Consider the following 22819-nt stretch of genomic DNA (forward strand, 5'->3'; position numbering starts at 1 on the left):
TCGAAGAGCCCGATCGCCGCCTTCCTGGCCTCGATGTCGTGCTTCACCCTCAAGTCGACACGCATAAAAAGCCTCCCATTTCTCATGTCCAAGAAATGGGAGGCAGTTCATTCTGGGACGGGGCTTTTTTAGCTACCCAATCTGGGGCCTTTAAAGCTTGAGCCACGCATTGAGATAGGGCAGCTAAAAAAGCCCCGTCCCAAAAAGACTACCCGTGCCTTAACTGCCGGCCCTTGTTACATGAAAGCGCCCTCAAGCGGATGTGCTTGAGGGCGCTTCTTGCATAACTAGCTTTCGATATAGTCTTTGAGCTTGCTGGAGCGGCTGGGGTGGCGGAGCTTGGCCAGGGTCTTGGACTCGATCTGGCGGATGCGCTCGCGCGTGACACCAAACTCGCGGCCGACTTCCTCGAGCGTGCGGGGATGTCCGTCGACAAGTCCAAAGCGCAGCTCAATAACCTTGCGCTCACGATCGGCAAGCGAGTCGAGCACCTGGGTGAGCTGCTCCTGCAGCATGGAGAAGCTGGCGGCATCGGGCGGAACGATGGCCTGGGAGTCCTCGATAAAGTCGCCCAGCTGGGAATCCTCTTCCTCGCCGATAGGAGTCTCGAGCGACACGGGCTCCTGCGAGATCTTCTGAATCTCGCGGACGCGGTCGGCACTCATGTCCATCTCGGCACCGATCTCCTCGGGGGTCGGGTCGCGACCAAGATCTTGGAGGAGCTGGCGCTGCACGCGGACAAGCTTGTTGATGGTCTCGACCATGTGCACGGGAATACGGATGGTACGGGCCTGGTCGGCGATAGCGCGCGTGATGGCCTGACGGATCCACCACGTGGCGTACGTGGAGAACTTGAAGCCCTTCTGGTAGTCGAACTTCTCGACGGCGCGGATCAGACCGAGGTTGCCCTCCTGGATCAGATCCAGGAACAGCATGCCGCGACCGACGTAGCGCTTGGCGATGGAGACGACCAGACGGAGGTTGGCGCTGATGAGCGCCTGCTTGGCCTCGAGGCCCACGTTCTCGATACGAGTCAGACGACGCATCTCGGCGCGAGTGAGCTCGATCTCGCCCGCCTCGGCGGCCTCGAGCTTCTCGGTGGCCTCAAGACCGGCCTCGATCTTCATGGCCAGATCGACCTCTTCGGAGGCGGTCAGCAGGTCGACCTTGCCGATCTCCTTAAGGTACATACGAACCGGGTCACCGGTCAGCATCACCGTGGAGGCATCGATGCCACGCACGCGAGAACGCGAACGGGACGTGCGGACGGTGCGCTTCTTTTTGCTCTTGCAAGAACCCATCTCGGCATCGGCCTGACGGGCCATCTTAAGCTCATGATCGTCGAGCGAGCCGGAATCGTGCTCCTCGTCGTCATCGAAATCGTCGGTATCGTTATCGTCATCGTCGACGTCCATGGGGGCGTCGTCGTTTCCGCTCGCGGAGATAATCTGGATGCCGCTGTTGCGCAGCGCGGAATAGACCGCGTTGAGCTGCTCGTCAGAAACATCGATGTCCTTCAGGACGACCTGGATCTCGTCCTCGGTTACCGAAGTCCTGTTTGAGCCGTTGCCCATGAGCTTAGCAACGTAGGATTCCAGCCCAGTACCCGTGCTCTCAGTCTTATTTGGCACAGATTCTCCCTTCGTAGTCCACAGGACACATTACTTTAGCACACACTTACACGTCTATACCCAAAATTCAGACTGGATATAGCAGATAACATGCCGATTGACCACAACATCTAGGCCTGATCGGGACCCGCGGCCTCCAAACCAATCAACCGAAACGGATCGGCCACGCCGCCAATCGACTTCTGGAGCTCGCGCTGGCGCAAAGAATCCTGCGCGGCCTGCATGGTCAATGCACGGCGCGCGTCATCGTCGAGCGACCGGTCCTGGCGCAGCTTGGCCTGGGCAGCCCGCATACGGCGCTTGATGGTGTAAAGCTCAAGCGTATCGAGCATAAAGACGATGTTCGTCTCGGTGGGATGTTTGCTCGTCGCCGAGATGCGCCCGGCGCTGACAAGCGAAGCCGCCTCGGGACACACCGCGCGCGCGGCGTCCATGCACGCCGCGGGATCGGTGCCCGGCGGTGTCGCGAGCACGGCCCACGCGATGGACTCGTGACGGGGGTCTACCCACTCGATCGAGCAGATGCGATCGGCGTACGTGCGGAATAGATCGGGGTAGCTGGTGAGCATCGTCAACAGCTCGCGCTCCCCCGCCAGAGACTTCCGCTCCAGATCGGTCAGCACGATCGGCGTCGCCGGAACGGAAGCGCTCGAAGCAGACCCCGCGGGCGCCGCGTCCATGCCAGCAGGCACATCGATCGGCGGCATATCGTCGACGACCTCGACCGGCGCGGCCCCGTAGGCCTCGAGCGGCACATAGTCGTACGGTTCCTCCTCGACCGGTGCGGATACCGGCGGCGTCGTCCCCGACGCCCAGGCGCCGCGAGATGCCCCCTGCGGACCGGACACCCGACCGCCCGCGCTGCCTGCGCGCTCGGCCTGTGCCCGCTGGCGCTCGTAGTTCTGCTCGCGACGACGCTCGGCGTCCTCGCGTTTGGCGACATCGCGAAACACACGGCCCGAGCTCGAGCGTACCGTCTCCAAATCCAGGCCCAGAAGGTCGGCTATCTGGATAAAGTACGTATCGATCATGTAGCTATCGCGCAGCGGATAGATGAGCGTCAGCGCATCCTCGAGCGCCTTGGCGCGACCGCCCGGCGTGGTAATGTCGCTCGACTCCTGCAGTGAGCGGTACACAAAGTCCATGAGGGGCTCGGCGGCGGCGATACGCGCCTGCAGTGCCTCGCCACCATGCGCGGAGATGAACTCCATAGGGTCGTTGCCGTCAGGAAGCACCACGCAGCGCAGGTCCATCGAGTCCTGCTCGATAAACTGAATCGCGCGGCGCGCGGCCTTTTGACCGGCGGCGTCACCATCGAACATATACACGATGCGCTTGGCAAAACGGGTGAGCGTCTTTACGTGATGTTCCGTCAGCGCCGTACCCAGCGTGGCGACGACGTTTTTGATCCCCGCCTCCCAGCAGGCGATGCAGTCGGTATATCCCTCCACCACGATGGCGGTATCCTGCGCGACGATAAACTCCTTGGCCCAGTTAAAGCCGTAGAGGTTTCTCTTTTTATGAAACACGCTCGTCTCGGCGGTGTTGAGATACTTGGGTTGGCCGTCGCCCATAATACGACCGCCAAAGGCGATGTTATGACCCTGTTCGTCAAAGATGGGAAACATCACACGGTCGTAAAAACGATCGGCAAGCTGTCCGCGCCCGCGGCTCACGGCCACGTTGGCGTCGATCATCTCCTGCGGGGTAAAGCCCTTCTGCGACAGATGGGCCACCAACATATTGCGACCCGGCGCAAAGCCCAGGCAGTAGCGACGGCAGACGTCGCCACCCATACCGCGGCTGGCAAAGTACTCGCGCGGACGGCTGTCCTTACCGCGCATGAGCATGGTGTGATAGAACCGGGCCGTCTCGGCGCACAGGTCATAGATGCGGGCGCGCTTGGTGCCGCGATCGCGCTGCGCGCCGGTATCGTGCAGCTCAATGCCGGCACGATCGGCCAGGTAGCGAATCGACTCGGGAAAGCTCAGGTTCTCGCGCCTCATGATGTAGGTGAAGACGTCGCCGCCCTCGCCGCAGCCAAAGCAGTGCCACACCTGCGTAGCGGGGATAATGTGAAACGATGGGGTCTTTTCGCCATGGAAGGGGCAGCAACCCCAAAACTCATGGCCGCGGGGCTTGAGCTCAACCGTTTCCTGCACGATGGCAACCAGGTCGGACGCAGCGCGCACCTGGTCTTTCTCCTCATCGCTAATCACGGATGCCCACCCCCTGCTCACCCAAATTATGACGGATATCGTCAATATTACCCTCAACGGTCGCGATAAGCTCGTCCAGCGAATCGAACACGCGCGAAGGACGCAGCCAACGCGTAAACGCCAACGAAACCGAACGTCCATACAGGTAGCCCGCATACCCGATCAAGTTGGCCTCGAGATGCGCCGAAGCGGCATCGTCGGCATACGTCGGCGGCAGGCCCACGTTGACGGCAGCGGGCCACACGGTATCGTCGACCAGCACAAGGCCCTCGTAGACGCCATCGGCAGGCAGCTGGATTCCGTTTGGCACCAGCAGGTTTGCCGTAGGAAATCCCATATCGGAGCCCTCGTGACGGCCGCGGATCACGCCGCCGCGCACCATATAGGGACGGCCGAGTAGATCGGCTGCCAGCTCAACGTGGCCCAAGCTCAGCTCACGTCGAATGCGGGTGGCGCAGACAGCCTCGCCGCCCTCGCACAGCAAATTGTGCCCATACACGTCAACACCGCGCTCGACACCCCATGCCTGCATCTCGGCAACGCCCGAGGCACCGCCGCGGCCCAGCCTAAAATCGCTGCCAACGCGAATGGAGCGAATGTCGACAACATGCGCCAACAGCTCAAGGAAGCCCACGTGGTCGAGCGACGCTACCGAGGGAGTAAAGGGAACAGCCACCACGGCATCGACCCCAGTCTGAGCCAGGGCATGCAGACGGTCGGCCGTCGTCATCAATTTTTGAGCGGGCGCAGGGCTCACCACAACATCTGGATCAGGGTCAAACGTTACGACAACCGCTTTGCAGCCGTGGACGCGCGCATCGCGAATGACCGCGTCGATCAGCTCACGATGTCCCCTATGCACGCCATCGAACACGCCGATGGCAATCGAGGCGGCACCCATAGACTCGCAGTCATCAAAAGCATCAGCCAGAACGATGCGGGCCTCCGCCGCCGCGCCCACAAAAAATGAGCGCGCGAGCTCGCGAGGGTCCAGCATCATCGAACACCGCCGATCGCCTGCGGAAAGACGTGCTCCATCACAAAGCGACCATCCTCGATACGAGCCAAAGCCTTGAGCCCGCCATCGAGCACCAGCGCAAACGGTGCCTTCGACGCATCGAAGCCGGCGAGCGCGCGATCAATAGGAATACGACGTCCGCACAGCAGATCGTCGGCAAGATTGCCCGGCAAGTCGACACGCGTGGCGCCGAGGGCCGCAATGGGGTCCAAGGCAAAGCCGGCAGCGGACTCGGCAGAAAGCTCCTCGACCGCATGGCAGGCACCGATGGAGACAATGCCAGAAGCGGTACGGCGCAGCGCGGAAATATGCGCGGCACTATCGCAGGCGCGACCCAGGTCGCGAGCGAGCGCACGGATATAGGTGCCCTTGCTCACCGAGAAGGCAACGGTCCAAATGCAGGAATCGCCCTCGCCACTCACGGCGATCAGGTCGGCAGAATATACCTCGACCGGGCGCGCAGGCAACTCAACGGCATTGCCCTCACGTGCAGACTTATAGGCGCGCACGCCGTTGACCGAAATAGCCGAAAACGCCGGCGGGATCTGCATCTGAGGGCCCAGCATGGCGCTCAAGCGCTCACGGGCATAGGCCGGATCGCGCAGTTCGGGTGCAATGGCAACCGTACGGACGGCCTCGCCTTCCGCATCGTCGGTATTGGTCTCGGCGCCAAACGAGATATCGGCGACGTAACTTTTGGTATCGAGGGTAAGCATGCCCAGCAGACGCGTAGCCTGGCCCACGCCCACCACCATGACACCCGACGCCATGGGGTCGAGCGTGCCGGCATGACCGACGCGCCGCTCATGGAGGGCGCGCCGGCACCGCGAAACCACGTCGTGGGACGTGCAGCCCACCGGTTTATCGACGGCGAGCAACATATTCAATTGAGAAGGCGTACGACGAGCCATGTACCATCCAAAAAGTTAAAGCTCGACGGTCACCGAAGCGGGATCCTCCCCCACCAGCTCGGCCAGCATGGGAAGTGCCGCGGTGAGCGTCTCGAAAATCGTTCCGTTATTGGTAAAGCCGGCGGCAGCGTGATGTCCGCCTCCGCCAAAGTTGGCCGCAATCTCGGAGACATCCATGTCGCCCTTGGAGCGCAGGTTTCCGCGCACCTTGGTATCGCCCTCGATGCCCTTAAGGAACAGGCAGACCTCGACACCCATCACCGAGCGCACCACATCGACCAAGCCGTCGCACTCATCCGAGGTGACGCCACATTCCTTAAGGTCGCTTTCGTACGCGTAGCTATACGCCACGCGCCCGTGCGCGACCGTCTTGATGCGGCCCATGACGATGGACTTGAGGTGCAAGAACTCGACGCGCATGCTCTGATAGACCTCGAGCGCGACACGCGCCGGGTCGGCACCGTGCGCCACCAGGCGCGAAGCCGCATGGAACGCAGCGGCATCGGCATTCTGATACTGAAAACGACCGGTATCGGTAACCAGGCCGCAGAGCAGACAGGTGGCGATGCGATCGCGAACGACAATGCCGCAATCATCCAGAAAGCGGTCGATGATCATGGCGCACGCCGCAGCATCGACACGCCTCAGGCTTACCTCGGCAAACTCCTCGCGCGCCGGATGGTGGTCAAAGCACACCACATGTTTGGAGCGGCGGAGCACGTCGGCCGAGTTGTTCAGACGCTCGACAACCGGCACATCCACCGAGATAAACAGGTCGGGATCGCCCGTATACGCAGATGCCGGCACCAGACGATCGGCGCCTTCCATAAAGCGGTAAATACGCGGAACGGGATCGTCGTCTGCGAGCAGCAGCGCGATGTCCTTGTCGGGGAACGCCTTCATGAGCGAGAGGCCCAGGCCCAACACGGAGCCCAGGGCATCGCCGTCGGGAGAGGTATGACCCGAGATCGCAATGGAGGACGCATCCTCGATAAGCTCGAGGATGCGTCGTTTAATATCTGCAGACTCGCACGAGACGAGGTCGGCGGAATTAGTCATCTAAAGCTGCCTCCTGGGCGGCATCCGCTATGGGATAGCCGTCCTCGTCCTTTTCGATCGCCAGCGTGGCCGGGACATTCTCCAGCGCACGCGTAATGCGCTCGGCCTCATCGGTCGAGCGATCGATGCGAAAATCGAGCTCGGGCGTGACGCGCCAGTCGAGCGAGCGAGCCAACAGGCTGCGAATGCGACCCTTGGCGCTGGCGAGCGCCTCCATGACCTCATCGTAGCGGCTCGCATCGCACGACACGTACACGCGCGCGAACGAACGGTCCACCGCGACCTCGACCGCGGTCAGGGTGACCAGGTCGAGACGCGGATCGGAAACCTCAAAGAGAAGGATATAACCGAGCTTCTCGCGAAGCTGCTCGCCCAGACGGCGGGTTGCCTGCGTTTGCTTCATAGCGCTACCCCCTACTCGGTACGGGCAACCTGGTCGATACGGTAACCCTCGATCTGGTCGCCGGGCTTGATGTCCTGGAAGTTCTCCAGGCCAATGCCGCCCTCGGAACCGCTCTTGAGGCTCTTGGCCTCGTCCTTGTAGTGGCGCATCGAGGCGATCTTACCGTTAAAGACAACGATGCCGTCGCGCACCAGGCGCACGGAATCGGTCGCGGCGATCTCGCCCTCCTCGACGCGGACACCGGCGGCGATACCGACTTTGGGCACCTTAAAGGTGTCCAGGACGGTCGCGGTACCCGTGGAGACCTCGACCTCGGTGGGCTTGAGCATGCCGATACGGGCAGCGTCGAGCTCCTCGAGGCACTTGTAGATAACGTCGTAGCAACGAATCTCGACGCCCTCGCGCTCGGCAGCGGAGCGGGCCTTACCGTCGGGACGCACGCCAAAGCCAATGATGATGGCGTTGGAGGCGTCGGCCAGGACGACGTCGGTCTCGTTGATGGCACCGACCGCGGAGTGGATCGTGTTGATGCGGACCTCGGACTGATCCATCTTGTCGAGCGAGTCCTGAAGGGCCTCGATGGAGCCCTGGACGTCGGCCTTGATGATCAGGTTGAGCTCCTTGACCTCGGCGTCGGCGATGGTCTCGAAGAGGTTCTCGAGCGTGACGTGCTTCACGCGGCTCTGCTCCTCGATACGGGCCTTGAGCGAGCGCTCATCGGCCAGGGCGCGCGCCTCGCGCTCGTCCTCGAACACGCGGAACTCGTCACCGGCGTTGGGAACGGACTGCAGGCCCAGGATCTCGACGGCGTCGGAGGGACCGGCCTCGGTGACGGCGCGGCCCTTGGGGTCGAGCATGGCGCGGACGCGGCCATAGGTAAGGCCGGCGACCAGCGTATCGCCCACGTGCAGGGTACCGCGGGTCACGAGCACGGTAGCGACCGAGCCGCGGCCCTTGTCGAGCTTGGCCTCGAGGACGTTGCCCGAAGCGAAGGTATCGGGATTGGCCTTGAGCTCGAGCACGTCGGCCTGGAGCAGCACGGTCTCCAGAAGGTCGTCGATACCGATCTTCTGCTTGGCCGAGATGTTGACGAACATGTTCTGTCCGCCCCACTCCTCGGGAATGACGCCGTACTCGGTGAGTTCCTGGCGCACGCGGTCGGGGTTGGCGCCGGGCTTATCGATCTTGTTGACGGCGACGACGATGGGAACGCCGGCGGCCTTGGCGTGGTTGATCGACTCGACCGTCTGGGGCATGACGCCGTCGTCGGCGGCGACGATCAGGATGACGATGTCGGTCACCTTGGCGCCACGAGCACGCATAGCCGTAAAGGTAGCGTGGCCCGGGGTATCGATGAAGGTGATCTTGCGGTCGTTGATCATGACCTGCGATGCGCCGATGGCCTGGGTAATGCCGCCAGCCTCGCCGGCAGCGACGCCGGTGTGGCGGATGGCGTCGAGCAAGCTCGTCTTGCCGTGGTCGACGTGACCCATGACGGTGACGACCGGGGCGCGGGGCTTAAGGTCGGCGGGATCGTCGTAGAACGAGAAGGTGTTCTCCTCCTCGGGGGTGATGATCCTGATCTGACGGCCCAAGTCGTCGGCAACGAGCTCGACAAGGTCGTCGGACATGGACTGCGTCATGGTGAGCGGCGTGCCCAGCAGGAACAGGCGCTTGATGATGTCGTTGGCCGGAACGTCGAGCGCCTCGGCAAGCTCCTGGACGGTAACGCCCTGGGAGACCTTGATGGCGTCGAGCTCCTCGGGGTTCACGCCCTGGGCCAGCGCCTCCTCAATCTTGCGCTCCTCCTGAGCCCTAGCGGCCTCGCGCTCGCGCTTCTCCTTGCGCTTCTTGCGGCGACCGGTGGACTCGCGAGAGGCCTCCTCGACGGCGGCACGGGCCTCCTCGAGAACCTTCTCGCGGCTGTACTCCTCGGCCTCGCGCGCCATGCGGCTGTAGTGGTCCTCTTCGCTGTTGTGACCACCCTTGCGCTTCTTGCCCTTGCCCTGCTTATCGGGGTTGGGGAAATCCATGCCGGCAGCGACATTGTTGCTGGCGTTGGTGCGATGGCTGTGCGGGCGGTTCTCGGAGGCGTTGCGGTCGTTGCGACGGCCGCCACGACGATCGTTGTTGCCGCCGCGACGGTTGCCGCGCTCGGCCTTGGCCTTGTCCTCGGCGTCCTTCTTCTCCTTGAGCACGGTCTCCTGTGCGGCGATCTGATCGAGCAGCGAACGGAAGCGCGAACCGGAGTCGGAAGCGGGAACGGCGCGGCGCTGGGCCTCGCGAGCAGCCTCCTCCTTCTCGCGGGCAAGGCGCTCCTGCTCGGCCTTCTTCTTGGCCTCGGCCTCGGCACGGGCTGCCTCTTCGGCGGCCTGGGCGGCAGCAAACTGGCGGCGCTCCTCCTCGCGTGCCTTCTCGGCGGCGATGCGCTCGCGCTCGGCCTCGGCGGCACGCGCCGCCTCCTCGGCGGCGGCAGCCTCCTCCTCGGCCTGCTTGGCGGCCTCGACTTCCTGGGCGCGGGCCTCGATCACCGAGGCAAGCTGCTTGCGGACCATGGCAACATAAGCGTCCTCCAGGGCGGAGGAAGCAGACTTAGCGGGAATCTTCATTTCGGCCAGGTGACCCATCAGTTCCTTGGAGGTCATGCCGAACTCTTTGGCCAGGGTGGACACACGGACTTTTGCCATATGACTTCACCTACCCTTTCTGGCACCTTGGGTGCCTAGAGACTGAACGAGCGTGGGATGTGCGCCGGAACCTGTCCAGCGCAACCGCGCGCTAGATCAGGTCCTCCGCATCATCGAAGGCGTCGGTGTCGTGGACACCGCAGAAACGGGAACCGGGACGGGCCTGGTTGCGGCACTGGATGCCGTCCTCGGACACGTACTCGCAGCGACGGGCGTCGTCATCCTCCTCGTCACCGATCAGGTCGGCGGCGGGCTCCTCGTGAACGGGAACGTTCTTGAGGATGTCGGCGGCAAGGGTCTCGGACTTAATGTCGATGTGCCAGCCGGTCAGGCGTGCGGCCAGGCGGGCGTTCTGGCCCTCCTTGCCAATGGCGAGCGAAAGCTGGTCGTCGGGCACGATGACGCCGGCATAGGCCTTCTCCTCGTCGATAAGGACGCGAGTGACCTTGGCGGGCGACAGGGCGTTGGCGACGTAGACGGCCGGATCGGCATCCCACAGGATGACGTCGACGCGCTCACCGCGCAGCTCACCCACGACGGCGCGCACACGGCTGCCCTTGGGGCCGACGCAGGCGCCCACGGGATCCAGGCGGTCGTCGAGCGAGTGGACGGCGACCTTGGAGCGCTGGCCGGGCTCGCGGGCGATCGACTTGATCTGAACGGTGCCCTCATAGATCTCGGGCACCTCCTGCTCAAACAGACGACGCATGAGCTCGGGGTGGGTACGCGAGATAACGATCGGCGGACGGCTGTGCTCGCCGCGAACCGGCGGAAGCGTGGAGTTGGGGTCGCGAACGTCAATGATCACGGCCTTGATGTGCTGGTTGTGCAGATAGCGCTCGCCCATGGGGCGCTCGTTGCGCTCGTTCTCGTAGCGGCGCTGATCAAAGTGCGGAAGCTCGGCCTCGACGCCTTCGCGGATCTTGACGATCGTAAAGTCGGGTGTGGACTGCAGTACGGTACCGCTGATGAGGTCGCCGATACGGCCGGAGAACTCCTCGTAGATCTGCTCGCGGGCGGAGTTGCGCACGATGGCGTTGATCTCGGCCTTGGCGTGCTGGGCGGCGATGCGGCTGGTGTTCTTGGGGGTGACGTCGATCTCCTCGAACTCGGTGAAGTTGCCCTCCTCGTCCATGGAATCGTCGATCGGCTCCAGGCGGTAGACATAGATCTTGCCGGTGGTGCGGTCGATGGTCACCTTGGCGCCCCACTCAAGATGCAGGATCTCGGCATAGCTCTTGGCGAGCGACTGCTCCAGGCGGTCGATCAGGTAGAGCTGGTCGATGTGCTTCTCCTGGCAAAGCTCCATCAGGGCGGACATCATGTCGGATGCTGCCATGTTAGTTTCCTTCCTTCGCGGGCTTGAAGTCATAGACGGGCTTCAACTTACACTTTTTAACATCGGAATAATCGAGGGTGACAGACTCGCCGTCCTCGAGCTCGAGGGTTACGTTGGTCTCGGTCGCGGCGGCAATCTTGCCGGAGTACTTGCGACGGCCCTCGGTGGCGGTGGAGGAAAGCTCGCAGTCCTCGCCCACAAAGCGGGCAAAGTCACGCGGACGGCGCAGCGGGCGCGCCATACCCGGGCTCGACACCTCGAGCGTATAGCTCGAAGAGATGGGGTCGAGCTCCTCAATCACGTCGCCGACCCACTTGGTGTTGGCCGTGACGTCGTTGAGCGACAGGCTCTGACCCTCGGCACCCTCGATACGCACACGCACGCAGGGGGCCTTGGTGGCACCCACGAGCTCAACGTCGACAATATCGACATCGTGCTGGGGGGCGACGGCCTCGAGCGCGTCGATGATCGCCTGCTCGATCTTGGTCTTGACCATTGCGGCACCTCCATCCATACAAAAAAGAAGCGGGGCCGAAACCCCACTTCTTTCAATTACAACTTCATTTGCAAGCAAACTATACCAATACCTGCGAAAACGTGCAACCATAGCACAAACCCGCAGGTCAGCGTGAGCACAGGTTCTCCACAAGAAATAGATAATTGGATGTAGTCGCAAGTATCCATATCCAAAAAGAGGGACGACCCAGCCGGATCGTCCCTCGTCTATTGTGCATCAACTATATGCGCAAGGTTTACTTAACCACCAGGTTGACCAGCTTGCCGGGCACGCAGATGGCCTTGACGACCGTCTTGCCCTCGAGCCACTTGGCAACAGCGGCCTCGGCGGCAGCCTGCATCTCCTCGTTGGAGGCATCGCGGGCCACATCGATGCGGCCGCGGACCTTACCGAGCACCTGGACCACGATCTGCACCGTGTCCTCGATAGACTCGGCCAGGTCAAACTCGGGCCAGGAGGCGGTGTAGGCGTTGCCCTCACAGCCGAGCGCCTCGTGCCACAGCTCGTCGGCCCAGAACGGGCAGATGGGGGCAAGTACGCTCACGATGTCCTTGGCCACGCCGTAGCACAGTGCCTTGTCGCGCGATGCGCCCTCGGTAGCGTTGAGGTAGGCGCTCGCTGCGTTGACGAGCTCCATGACGGCCGAGATCGCGGTGTTAAACTGGCCGCGATCGAAGTCCTCGGTGCACTTGGCGATGGTGCGGTGACGCTCGCGATAGAGCTTCATCGCGGTCTCGTCGAGGACGGACTTGTCGAAGGCAACGTTGGCGTCACCCGACTGGACAAGCTGCCACACGATACGCCAGGCGCGCTTGATAAAGCGGTTGGCACCCTCGACGGCCTTGGGATCCCAGTCAAAGTCCTTCTCGGGCGGGGCGATAAACAGGATCGCCAGACGCATGGTGTCGGCGCCGTAGGGCTCGATAACCGAGCTCGGGGGTACGACGTTGCCCTTGGACTTGGACATGGTGTCGCCGTTCTCGTCCTTGACCATGCCCTGGCACAGCAGGTTGGTAAAGGGCTCGTCCACGCTGAGCAGACCCAGGTCGCGCAGCGCCTTGGTAAAGAAGCGGCTGTAGAGCAGGTGCAAAATGGCGTGCTCGATGCCGCCGATGTAGTTATCGACGGGCATCCAACGGTCTGCCGCCTCGCGGGAGAAGGGCAGCTCGGTGTTGTGCGGGTCGGTATAACGCAGGTAATACCAGCTGGAGCAGGTGAAAGTGTCCATGGTATCGGTCTCGCGCCTGGCCGGGCGGCCGCAGACCGGGCAGGTAGTCTCGTAGAAGTCCTTGCACTCGGCGAGGGTCTCGCCGGCGCCCAGGTCCAGGTTCTCGGGCAGCGTCACCGGCAGCTGGTCCTCGGGCACGGGCACAATGCCGCAGTGCTCGCAATGGATGGCCGGGATGGGGTTGCCCCAATAGCGCTGACGGCTGATGAGCCAGTCGCGCAGGCGGAACTCGACCTTGCGACGACCGCAGCCCATGGCCTCGAGGTCGGCCACGATGGCAGCCTCGCCCTCGGAGTGCTTACCGCCGCGCATGCCGGTGTACTTGCCGGACTGGACGAGCGTGCCCTCGGCAGCGTGGGCGCAATCCCAGTCGACGGTCTCGGCATGGAAGGTATCGATGGTCTCGCCACTGGCCTCGACGGCAGCGCGGTCGTCATCGTCCAGGATGATCGGGACGATCGGGAGGTCGTACTTGCGGGCAAACTCAAAGTCGCGCTGGTCGCCGCAGGGAACGGCCATGACGGCGCCGGTGCCGTAATCGGCAACGACATAGTCGGCAACCCACACGGGAACCTTCTCGCCGTTGACGGGGTTAACCACGTAGCGGCCCGTAAAGGCACCGTGCTTCTCGAGGGTGCCCTGGGCACGCTCGACGGCAGAGATATGCTTGGAGTCCTCGACGATCTTGGTCACGGCCTCCTCGTACTCCGTGCCCTCGACGAGCTCGTGCAGACGAGCGTACTCGGGAGCCAGGACAAAGAAGGAGACGCCAAAGAGCGTGTCGGCACGCGTGGTGAAGACGGTGATCTTGCCCTCGTCGCCCTCGATGGGATCGCCGTTGGCATCACACAGGGTAAAGTCGACCTCGGCGCCCTCGGAGCGGCCGATCCAGTTGGCCTGCATCTGCTTAACGCGCTCGGGCCAGCCGGGGAGCTTCTCCAGATCGTCGAGCAGCTCCTGGGAGTACTCGGTAATCTTGTAGTACCACTGCTCAAGGTCGCGCTTCTCGGGCTCGGTGCCGCAGCGCCAGCACTTGCCCTCGGTAACCTGCTCGTTGGCCAGAACGGTCTTGCAGTTGGGGCACCAGTTGACCGGGTTCTTCTTGCGGTAGACCAGGCCCTTTTCCCACATCTTCTCAAAGATCCACTGACCCCAGCGGTAGTAGTCGGGGCTGCAGGTCTTGACCATGCGATCCAGATCGTAGGAGAAGCCCATGCGCTTCATCGTGGCGAGCGCCTGGTCCATGTTCTTATACGTCCAGGCAGCAGCCTGCGTGTTGTGCTTGATGGCGGCGTTCTCGGCGGGCAGGCCAAAGGCGTCAAAGCCAATGGGATGCAGCACGTCAAAGCCGCGCATACGGGCCTGACGGGCCATGGCATCGCCGATGGTATAGTTGCGCGCGTGGCCCATGTGCAGGTCGCCCGAAGGATACGGGAACATCTCGAGCACGTACTTCTTGGGCTTGCTGGCGTCGGTGTCGACGGCAAAGAGGTTGGAGTCCTCCCAGGCCTTCATCCACTTGGACTCAATGGCCTGCGCGTCGTAGGCAGGGATCTCGTCCTTATGATCTGTGCAATCGCACATATCAGCTCCTTTAATCTTAGCTGGGGTCGGTCGGCTTGGCTTTATTCGCTACTGCGGACAGTCCTGCGCAAGACGAAGAGCACATTAAGTGCTCTTCTTTGCGTGCGGAACTTGTAGCGAACAAAGCCAAGCCGACCGACCCTAAGGTTAACTTGACTGATGATAGCAAATACGACAAGCGAGATGCCTGCGACTTGCAGGCATCTCGCTTTATCTTAATAACGTGGTTGGAACACAACCTTTATGTGCGGCTCTTATCCTATCGATAAGACACAGACTGCTGCGAATCCTTGACGACTACGTCGTGGGCGCCGCCTTCGACGATCGAGGTCGAGCTCACCAGGGTCAGGCGTGCCTTTTTCTGGAGCTCGGGGATCGAGAGGGCGCCGCAGTTGCACATCGTGGACTTGATCTTGTAGAGCGTGCCGCCCACGCCGTCCTTAAGGGAGCCGGCGTAGGGAACGTAGGAGTCGACGCCCTCGACGAAGCTGAGCTTTGCGGCGCCGCCCAGGTCGTAGCGCTGCCAGTTGCGGGCACGCGCAGAACCCTCGCCCCAGTACTCCTTCATGTACTGACCGTTGACGTTGACGCGCTCGGTCGGGCTCTCGTCAAAGCGGGCAAAGTAGCGACCCAGCATCATAAAGTCGGCACCCATGGCAAGGGCGAGCGTCATGTGGTAGTCGTAGACGATACCGCCGTCGGAGCACACGGGCACGTAGACGCCGGTCTCCTCGTAGTACTCGTCGCGAGCGCGGCAGACGTCGATCAGCGCGGTGGCCTGGCCACGGCCGATACCCTTGGTCTCGCGGGTAATGCAGATGGAGCCACCGCCGATACCGACCTTGATAAAGTCGGCACCGCAGTCGGCCAAAAAGCGGAAGCCCTCGGCGTCAACGACGTTGCCGGCACCGACCTTAACATCCTCGCCGTAGTTGGCGCGGATCCACTCGATGGTGCGCTTCTGCCACTCGCTGAAGCCCTCGGAAGAGTCGATGCACAGGACATCGGCGCCGGCCTCGATGAGCAGCGGCACGCGCTCGGCATAGTCGCGGGTGTTGATGCCGGCGCCGACCATGTAGCGCTTATCGCCGTCGAGCAGCTCGTTGGGGTTGGTCTTGTGGCTGTCGTAGTCCTTGCGGAAGACGATGCCCATGAGGTGATCGTTGTCGTCGACGATGGGCAGGGCGTTGAGCTTGTTGTCCCAGATGACGTCGTTGGCAACCTTGAGGCTGATGTTCTTGTCGCCCACGATGAGCTGCTCACGCGGGGTCATGAACTCGGAGACCTTCTTTTGGTGGTCATCGCGGCTGGGGCGATAGTCACGGCTGGTAACGATACCCAAGAGTTTGCCCTTGGGAGTGCCGTCGTCGGTGACCGGCATGGTGGAGTGACCGGTCTTCTCCTTGAGCTCGATGACCTGCTCCATGGTCATGTCGGGGGTCAGCGTGGAATCGGACTGGACAAAGCCGGCCTTGTGATCCTTGACGGCCTTGACCATGGCGGCCTCGGACTCGGGAGTCTGGGAACCGTAAATGAAGGACAGGCCACCCTCGGTAGCGAGCGCGACACCCATGTCGACGCCCGAGACGGACTGCATGATGGCGGAAACCATGGGGATGTTCAGGGTGATTGCCGGCTTCTCGCCGCGCTTAAAGCGGGTCAGCGGCGTCTTAAGAGAGACGTTGTTAGGGATGCACTGCGAGGACGAATAACCAGGGACCAGCAGATACTCCGAAAACGTGTGGGACTCACCGGGAAAGAACGTAGCCATGTTTCTCCTTTTTCCATGCGACCGGTCGGCTGCAGGCCTCGTAGGACCCAGCCCAACCTTGGGCGCCCAATACTGGGAAAGTATCTTAACGCACTTTGACTGCTACAATGCATGATTTAAGAAGAGCACACGAGGGTTTGACGCAGGCTTTGCGTTTGCCCAGCAAACACTTTAGCGGAGAGACGTGGAGCGTATGGAGTACAAGACGACGGCAAAACTGGTCATTCAGTCGTGCGACAAAGATCTGCCGGGCGTGTTCGGCCACGGCTGCGTCTTGCTGCTGCAGGGTATCGCCCGCGAACACTCAATCAACCGCGCCGCCAAGAGCATGGGCATGGCCTATTCCAAGGCATGGCGCATTGTGAACGAGGCCGAGGGGCAGCTGGGGTGCAAGCTCATCGAGCGCGACGGCGCCCGCGGGAGCTCGCTCACCCCCGCCGGCGAGCGAGCCATAGCGGCCTACGAGGAGCTGCAGGCAGAGATCAACGAAGTCATAGCCGCAAGGGCCAACGACCTGATCGACACCATCAAAGAGTAGCTAATTTGGGACGGGGCTTTTTTAGCTACCCATCCAGAGCATTCTTAACTCATAGCCAAAAATTGACATTGGGTAGCTAAAAAAGCCCCGTCCCAAATTAGCTACTGTCGGAGGGCGTTATCGAGGGCGGCGGCCACCGTCAGGGGATCGTCGGTGCCGGCGAAGAGGCGGATGGTGTCCCCCTGCTTGCCACGTGACGCCGAAAGACGCGTCGTTGCGCCGCCGGCAGGCGATGTGCGAAACTCCCCCGGCAAAGCGTCGAACAGCTCTCCCGCGCTACGCTCGATAAGGTCAAACTCAACTGCCGGGCCAAAGCCATGCTCGAGGATTCCCGTTGCAACCGCATGGTCAGGATGCGAGCTCAGCCCGGGATAGCGCACGTTGCGCACCATCTCGTTCGCGGCCAGATACTCGGCCAGCGCACGGGCGCGGTCGAAATGAGCCTGCATGCGAGCGTTAAGCGAGGAAAGCCCGCGCTCCAGTACGTCGGCCTCCTCAGCAGAAAGATCGAGCGCCGACGCACCGCAGCCCGCAAACAACGCATGCGCGCACTCAGCCGCGGCATCCACGCGATGGCGCTTGAGCTGCGATCGCGCCACCGAAGCGGCAACGAGCTTACGCGGGGCCTTACCGGCACACACGCGGTCGAGTGCCTCGAGCGACAGCACGGCGCCCAAGCGCAGCGGATTGCAGCCAAAGACGTCAGCCACGGTGTTGTCAACAACCAGCAGCGCATGGGCCTCACGCGCGGCGCGGCCTAACGCGCGCAAATCGGGCACACGCAGACCGAGCGCGCCAATGGAGTTGGCGAACCACCACAGGTGCGGCCCCTCGGCATCAAGCGAAGCATCAAAGCCCTCGGACGCAACAGCAAACGCCTCGGCGGACGGCGAGCCCACCAGCACGACATCGCAGCCCTCAAAGCCGCAAGCAAACGCTTCGGCAAAGTCATCCGCAAAGGCCACCAGGCGATCGCCGGGGCGCACAATCCCCAGAAGCGAAAGCGCCGCCGGCACATGCGAGGCTGCAACCAGTCGCGCCTCGCGCGCGCCAGCCCTTGCAGCCCAGGCCTCTTCTAGCTGTTGTGCGTCCACGTGACACCGTCCCATCAAAACAAAAGCCCACGATGCGGATGTTTCCCCAATCTACTCGCTAGGGTTCTAGCCGTGGTATTCGCCGTTGTATTGGATGAGCGTTAGGTCCTCCACGCCATCGAGGGCACGGATGGCGTCGGCATAGGGCATATCCACACCGTCAGAGAACACCTCGACGGCCATCTCGACCTTGTCGCCGCGCATAGTCTTGGACTTAACGGTGAACTTGGTGCGCCCAAACGCGCGCACGATATCGTCACCAGCGGTCTGGCCCGTATAGTGAATGACCATCATGTACACGCGCGACTTGTCCTGGCGGCTCGCAAAGCCGGCGATCATCAGCACGATCACTGCTGCCGTGAGCCCCACGAGTGCATACATGCCGGCTCCCGCCGTAATGCCCGTGGTAATGGACCAAAACAGATACAGCAGGTCGAGCGGGTCCTTGACCGCCGTACGGTAGCGGACGATGGACAGAGCACCGACCATACCAAGCGAGATGACAACGTTTGTCGAGATCGCGAGCGTGACCATGCAGGTGAGCACGCACATGCCCACGAGCGTCACGGCAAAGCTACGCGAATACACCACGCCGGTAAAAAAGCGCTTGTACACGTAATAGATCAGGATGCCCATGGCGAGCGCCACGAGCAGCGACAGGCCGATCTTGGCAGGGTCGACCTGACCAAACGCCTCCAAGACGGAGTTCTTAAAAAAGTCCCTGGTGCTCATGGTCTAAATATCCCCTCGGTTCTCAGAATCCGATTCCCAGTAGTCAAAACCGCGCAGGTAGGCGGTCTTTTCGTAACACAGGCAGTACTTGGAGACCGCCGTAAGCTCGGCCGCGCCCGGCGGCACCATATCGCGCACCAGCTGCGGACAAAACTCGGTAAACTTGACCTCCATCACCAGCTTGCCGGGCTCCAGCACGGGCAGCGCGGGCAAGGTCGCGTCAAAGATATCAAAGCTACCCACCGCGGCACGCACGTTCATGTCAAACGTAATGCGCACGGTGCCCTCATCCATCACCCACGGCTCGCGCTCGTAGTCCACGATGGTCCGCGGGCGCATCATGTTGCAGATACACTCGATGTAGAACTCGCGGCAGAGTTGGTGCGGGCTCCGCAGCAAAAAGCCGTAGTCGCCAGCCAGGATCTGCTCAAACTCGCCGCGCGTGAGCGGCGCGTCCTCCTTGTAGATCCAGCTGCCGTACTTCTTTTTGCGCTCGAGCTTAATCACCCTGTCGCTGCCGTTATAGATGCGCACGCGATACTTTTTGCGCATGAGAATACCGGCGTCTTTTTCCTCGTAGGCCGAGTTGCAGTAGTCGTCAAAGTACAGGCTGCGAATGGTGTAACCACCCGAGCGCGCATGCTTGTCCAGTTTAAAAACCGGCGCCATGCGACAGGCAAGCGCGGAGTGCTCGCCCTCGTTAATGAGATATTTGAGCTCGTGGCGATAACGCTCCTGCGTGGCACGCGCAGGAGGTGCCGCCAGGCGCTCAAGCAACGCGCTAGCCCTCCTCATACGTGTCCTCCACGACCTTACCGCCGTCTTGCACGTAAAAGCACTTCATGCCGTACTGCTTTCCATCGTCGGTCACATAGTAGTCAAACGCATCTTGCGTATAGCCATCGGAGTTGGTGGCACGCACGCGCACAAAGTACTGGCCGGTATCGGGCGCATCGCACGTTACCTCCGGCAGCAGCACGTCCTCGGCCTTAAAAAGCACGTCATTGATGGCGTAGTCGCGCGCAAGCTCGACGGTATAGCGAATATCGCGCGCCTCAAAGTCGTACGCGGCATCCCAGCTCATGCGCAGCTTGCCGTTATCGATCTGCGGCACGCCAATGTAGAACGGCATGGGCTTTTTAAAGCTTTCGCAGTAGCTCTTGTAGTTCTCCTCGATCTCGGAGGGAATCGCCGCGGCAATCTGCTCGTATTCGTCTTTGGTAACGGGCAGGTTATCGAGGTCGGGCGCGGAAAAGACAAGCGACTCGGTCACTTCGCGGTAATGTTTAATCATCTTGGCCAGACGCGCCTCGGTCAGATACGAGCGCAAGTCCTTGACGGCACGGTCGAGTTCGCTGCGGAACGACTTACTGCGCAACGCGCGGTTAAACAGCAAGTTGCACCAGTAGTTGCTCGCGCCGCGCTCCCAGCTCGCATAGTCCGAGAACCCCTTCAGGCTATGCTCAAGCTTAAGCAGCATGCCGTCGTTATCCCAATCCAAAAAGTACCAGGTATTTGAGTTGAGCGGGCTGTACAGATAGCAGTTACGGTTCTGTGTATCGCAGTTGCCCGTCAGGATCTGAAACGCCAGCCAATAGACCAGGTTCTCGGTATCAAAGTAGGTGTCGAGCACGTCATCGATCTTTTGCGATTCGTCGTTGAGCGCATCGAGCATCTCGATGAGCTTGGTGTGGTCCGAGTCGCCCTTAATCTCGAGCATGCTCTCAAAAGCCGCCTGGTTGTAGTCGGGTTCGTCGGCGAGTTTAATGGTGTCCTCGTAGCGATAGAACTCAAAGTTGTTCACCTTGTACAGGTGTCCATTCTTATCTAGGCCATGTGCCTTAAGCGCCGTCTTATTAAGCTGCTCTACCTGTGTAAACAGGCCGTAGTCCTCAAAGGTGTCGTTGGACTTTTCGGTCTGGTCGCACACCCACAGATGCACAAACTGTGTGCGCAGGCCCATCATCTGGGGAATCCCGCGAATCAAATCGTAGGCCATCTTATTTCGAAAGCGCAAACCCTCACCCATATGCTTGTTGAGCGCAATGGAACGCTGCTCACGCCAGGTACCCTTGCCCTTTTTGAGCTCCACCTTGTAATTCTTTTGCGTGTTTTTACTCGATGATTGGCCGCGCACTTGCACAGTGGCGTTGGGAGCCTCTTCACCATAACCGACCTCACCGGCAACGGGTCCTTTTTCGTCACCTGGCTGCAGCAACCCCAAGACTTGATAGCGCTTAGCACCCATTGCCTCATAGTCATACACCGAGTACGTATTGATCTCGGCCCAGCTATGATCAGTGTTCTCGGAGCTGTTGCCGCGCGAGACCGTCAGGTACATGGTCACAATGCCCGAGTCGTCGTAGACCTCGTACAGCTCGTCCTTGTCGCGCAGGTGCTTGACCTCATTCGAGGCCTCGGCCTTGTTAATCTTGCCCTGCTTTTTGACCTTTTTGGTCGAGGATTCGTCCTGAGACGAGCAGCCCGAAAGCAGCAGCGCACCGGCAGCCGCCTCAAACAGGCGACGGCGAGACATCATCCTATCGGTCATCAGAACCTCCCCAATGGTTGCGATACACACGGACCACCGTGCGTTCAAACGCGCCATGCGGCTCCCGCTCCATGCGCTGTTCCTCATAGCGCCCCTCAACATGCTCGAGCATGCGGCCCAACTCGGTAAACCAGCCTTCTTTGTCGGTCGCCACCATGGGCTGCTGGCTCAGGATACGATACGGCAAGTTGGCAGTATAGGTGTCGAGTCGCAGCAGCGCCACGATAAAAAACACCGCCGCACCCAACAAAAAGCCAAAGCCGTAAAACTGCTGCGGCAAAAGCAGCGACACGGCAGTCGCCAGCCCCGCCACACCGGCAAACAGGCCCGAGGCCAGCACGGCCCCCTTGCAGTCGGTAAAGTACAGCAAGATGAGCATCACCGTATTGCCCACGGCATACAGGCCATAGCCCACGCACAGCGTGCGAAAATACCCGTGCATAAGACTGTTAAAGCCCAGCGGCAGGGCCGAGAGTACCGTGGTCTCGAGCGAAATGACCGCCGCGGTCACAAACAGCTGCTTGAGCGCGCAAAAGCGCAGTTCGCTGTTGAGCGTGGCAAGCATCTCCTCCTCGGCCACCACAATATCGCCCACTACGCCGCCGTCGTTGAACAGGCTGTAGTAGTCGCGGTAGCGCGGATAAAAGTTGACCTCGACCGAGACCACAAAGTTTACGGTCGTGACCAGGACCGTCAAAAACGCGATGAGCGCCGGAACATCGTGGTAGGGCGCGCCATAAAACAGGCCCTTGACCTGCACGCCAATGGGACCGGCCCAAATAATCACCAGGTGCGCAAAGAGCCCCAGGCTGGTAAACAGACCCGTGAGCGCCAGCGGCATAAACTGATCGAGCCACTGCAAAAAGAGCCAGGGGCTGCGGTCGCTCTGCGGAAAATACCGGTACAGCAGCACCACGTCCCAGGCGAGCATGACGCCGTAGCCCAGGGCGATTGACGCCAGTAGGCCCTCGACCGGCGGCAGCCCCAGCGCCAGCGCAGCCAGGGCGCACAGGCACGCCACGCCAATGGCAGCCACAAAGCTGCACAGAATGCCACGGTAGTCCTTGATGGCCGTGAGGTAATTCATGCCGTTCCAGTTGACGATCATAATGTTGAACAGCCACAGGCACAGCAACCCCTGCAGCAGTGTGGCGCCCGAGAACAGCAAAAAGACGCCGTAGAGTACCGTGCCCGCAACGAGCATGATGGCGTTGGAACCCCAAAACGAGGGCAAGACCTCTTCTTCGCGCTCGGCAAAGAGCATGTCCGCCAAAAAGCGCGTGACCGGCATGGAGAAAAAGCTTGTAAGCGTGAGCGACGCCAGCAGCGTATAGGTCACCATGCACACCAGCAGATCCTGGTTGGCTCGGCCCACATCCCACAGACCGCACAGCACCAAGATACCCACCTGGAGCAACACGCCCAGCAGCATGGGGCCCGTGCACACAATGCCGGCGTAGCCATAGGCGCGCATCGTGGCAAACAGACCCTTGCGCCTAAACAGGCGTTTGAGCTCAAAACCGATTCCGGCCACCGG

The 22819-nt window shown here is 61.5% G+C and carries 17 protein-coding genes; 1 reads left to right on the plus strand and 16 read right to left on the minus strand.

Annotation, left to right across the window (positions count from 1 at the left end; genetic code table 11):
• Positions 1 to 287: 287 nt before the first annotated feature.
• From rpoD to ACTQ1S_RS07785, 11 genes are all read right to left on the minus strand, one after another.
• Positions 288 to 1631: an RNA polymerase sigma factor RpoD gene (gene rpoD / locus ACTQ1S_RS07735; protein WP_370450567.1), complete on the minus strand. Its 1344-nt coding sequence runs from the start codon at positions 1629 to 1631 to the stop codon at positions 288 to 290.
• Between the two features lie 110 nt (positions 1632 to 1741).
• Entirely contained in the window at positions 1742 to 3850 is a 2109-nt protein-coding gene (gene dnaG, locus ACTQ1S_RS07740) for a DNA primase (protein WP_441547443.1), read from the minus strand.
• Positions 3843 to 4850, minus strand: a complete 1008-nt coding sequence (ribF, locus tag ACTQ1S_RS07745; protein ID WP_441547444.1) for a riboflavin biosynthesis protein RibF — start codon at positions 4848 to 4850, stop codon at positions 3843 to 3845. The genes dnaG and ribF overlap by 8 nt, the downstream gene beginning before the upstream one ends.
• Positions 4847 to 5779, minus strand: a complete 933-nt coding sequence (gene truB, locus ACTQ1S_RS07750; RefSeq protein WP_441547445.1) for a tRNA pseudouridine(55) synthase TruB — start codon at positions 5777 to 5779, stop codon at positions 4847 to 4849. The genes ribF and truB overlap by 4 nt, the downstream gene beginning before the upstream one ends.
• Before the next feature lie 15 nt (positions 5780 to 5794).
• Positions 5795 to 6838 carry a DHH family phosphoesterase gene (locus ACTQ1S_RS07755; RefSeq protein ID WP_441547446.1) on the minus strand — a complete coding sequence of 348 codons (1044 nt, stop codon included), beginning with the start codon at positions 6836 to 6838 and terminating at the stop codon, positions 5795 to 5797.
• The gene (rbfA, locus tag ACTQ1S_RS07760; protein ID WP_006234038.1) at positions 6831 to 7241 is read right to left on the minus strand and encodes a 30S ribosome-binding factor RbfA; all 411 of its coding nucleotides are present in this window, start codon (positions 7239 to 7241) and stop codon (positions 6831 to 6833) included. Before rbfA ends, ACTQ1S_RS07755 begins: the two co-directional genes overlap by 8 nt.
• An 11-nt stretch (positions 7242 to 7252) precedes the next feature.
• The gene (gene infB / locus ACTQ1S_RS07765) at positions 7253 to 9928 is read right to left on the minus strand and encodes a translation initiation factor IF-2 (RefSeq protein WP_441033496.1); all 2676 of its coding nucleotides are present in this window, start codon (positions 9926 to 9928) and stop codon (positions 7253 to 7255) included.
• Between the two features lie 91 nt (positions 9929 to 10019).
• Complete coding sequence (nusA, locus tag ACTQ1S_RS07770; RefSeq protein WP_154515419.1) at positions 10020 to 11267, minus strand: transcription termination factor NusA; 1248 nt, start codon at positions 11265 to 11267, stop codon at positions 10020 to 10022.
• A gap of 1 nt (position 11268) precedes the next feature.
• The gene (gene rimP, locus ACTQ1S_RS07775; RefSeq protein ID WP_441547447.1) at positions 11269 to 11763 is read right to left on the minus strand and encodes a ribosome maturation factor RimP; all 495 of its coding nucleotides are present in this window, start codon (positions 11761 to 11763) and stop codon (positions 11269 to 11271) included.
• A gap of 256 nt (positions 11764 to 12019) precedes the next feature.
• Positions 12020 to 14596: a leucine--tRNA ligase gene (gene leuS, locus ACTQ1S_RS07780; protein WP_441547448.1), complete on the minus strand. Its 2577-nt coding sequence runs from the start codon at positions 14594 to 14596 to the stop codon at positions 12020 to 12022.
• A gap of 259 nt (positions 14597 to 14855) precedes the next feature.
• The gene (locus tag ACTQ1S_RS07785) at positions 14856 to 16367 is read right to left on the minus strand and encodes an IMP dehydrogenase (protein WP_154515410.1); all 1512 of its coding nucleotides are present in this window, start codon (positions 16365 to 16367) and stop codon (positions 14856 to 14858) included.
• A 193-nt stretch (positions 16368 to 16560) separates the two neighbouring features.
• On the opposite strand from ACTQ1S_RS07785, the gene ACTQ1S_RS07790 reads away from it, so the two are divergent.
• Positions 16561 to 16905 (plus strand): winged helix-turn-helix domain-containing protein, encoded by a 345-nt coding sequence (locus ACTQ1S_RS07790; RefSeq protein WP_427719637.1) that lies wholly within the window; start codon positions 16561 to 16563, stop codon positions 16903 to 16905.
• A 101-nt stretch (positions 16906 to 17006) separates the two neighbouring features.
• On the opposite strand, the gene ACTQ1S_RS07795 is transcribed toward ACTQ1S_RS07790, so the two are convergent.
• The 5 genes from ACTQ1S_RS07795 to pelG form a co-directional block, all read right to left on the minus strand.
• Positions 17007 to 17999 (minus strand): PLP-dependent transferase, encoded by a 993-nt coding sequence (locus tag ACTQ1S_RS07795; protein WP_441547449.1) that lies wholly within the window; start codon positions 17997 to 17999, stop codon positions 17007 to 17009.
• A 66-nt stretch (positions 18000 to 18065) separates the two neighbouring features.
• On the minus strand, positions 18066 to 18731 hold the full coding sequence (locus ACTQ1S_RS07800; protein ID WP_441547450.1) for a DUF4956 domain-containing protein: 666 nt from the start codon (positions 18729 to 18731) through the stop codon (positions 18066 to 18068).
• A 3-nt stretch (positions 18732 to 18734) separates the two neighbouring features.
• The gene (locus ACTQ1S_RS07805) at positions 18735 to 19526 is read right to left on the minus strand and encodes a polyphosphate polymerase domain-containing protein (RefSeq protein ID WP_441547451.1); all 792 of its coding nucleotides are present in this window, start codon (positions 19524 to 19526) and stop codon (positions 18735 to 18737) included.
• Positions 19513 to 21282, minus strand: a complete 1770-nt coding sequence (locus tag ACTQ1S_RS07810; protein ID WP_441547452.1) for a CotH kinase family protein — start codon at positions 21280 to 21282, stop codon at positions 19513 to 19515. Before ACTQ1S_RS07810 ends, ACTQ1S_RS07805 begins: the two co-directional genes overlap by 14 nt.
• The gene (gene pelG, locus ACTQ1S_RS07815; protein ID WP_441547453.1) at positions 21272 to 22816 is read right to left on the minus strand and encodes an exopolysaccharide Pel transporter PelG; all 1545 of its coding nucleotides are present in this window, start codon (positions 22814 to 22816) and stop codon (positions 21272 to 21274) included. Before pelG ends, ACTQ1S_RS07810 begins: the two co-directional genes overlap by 11 nt.
• Positions 22817 to 22819 lie beyond the last annotated feature (3 nt).

It is taken from the genome of Collinsella sp. LCP21S3_D3 (assembly GCF_052118305.1).
Lineage (GTDB): Bacteria > Actinomycetota > Coriobacteriia > Coriobacteriales > Coriobacteriaceae > Collinsella.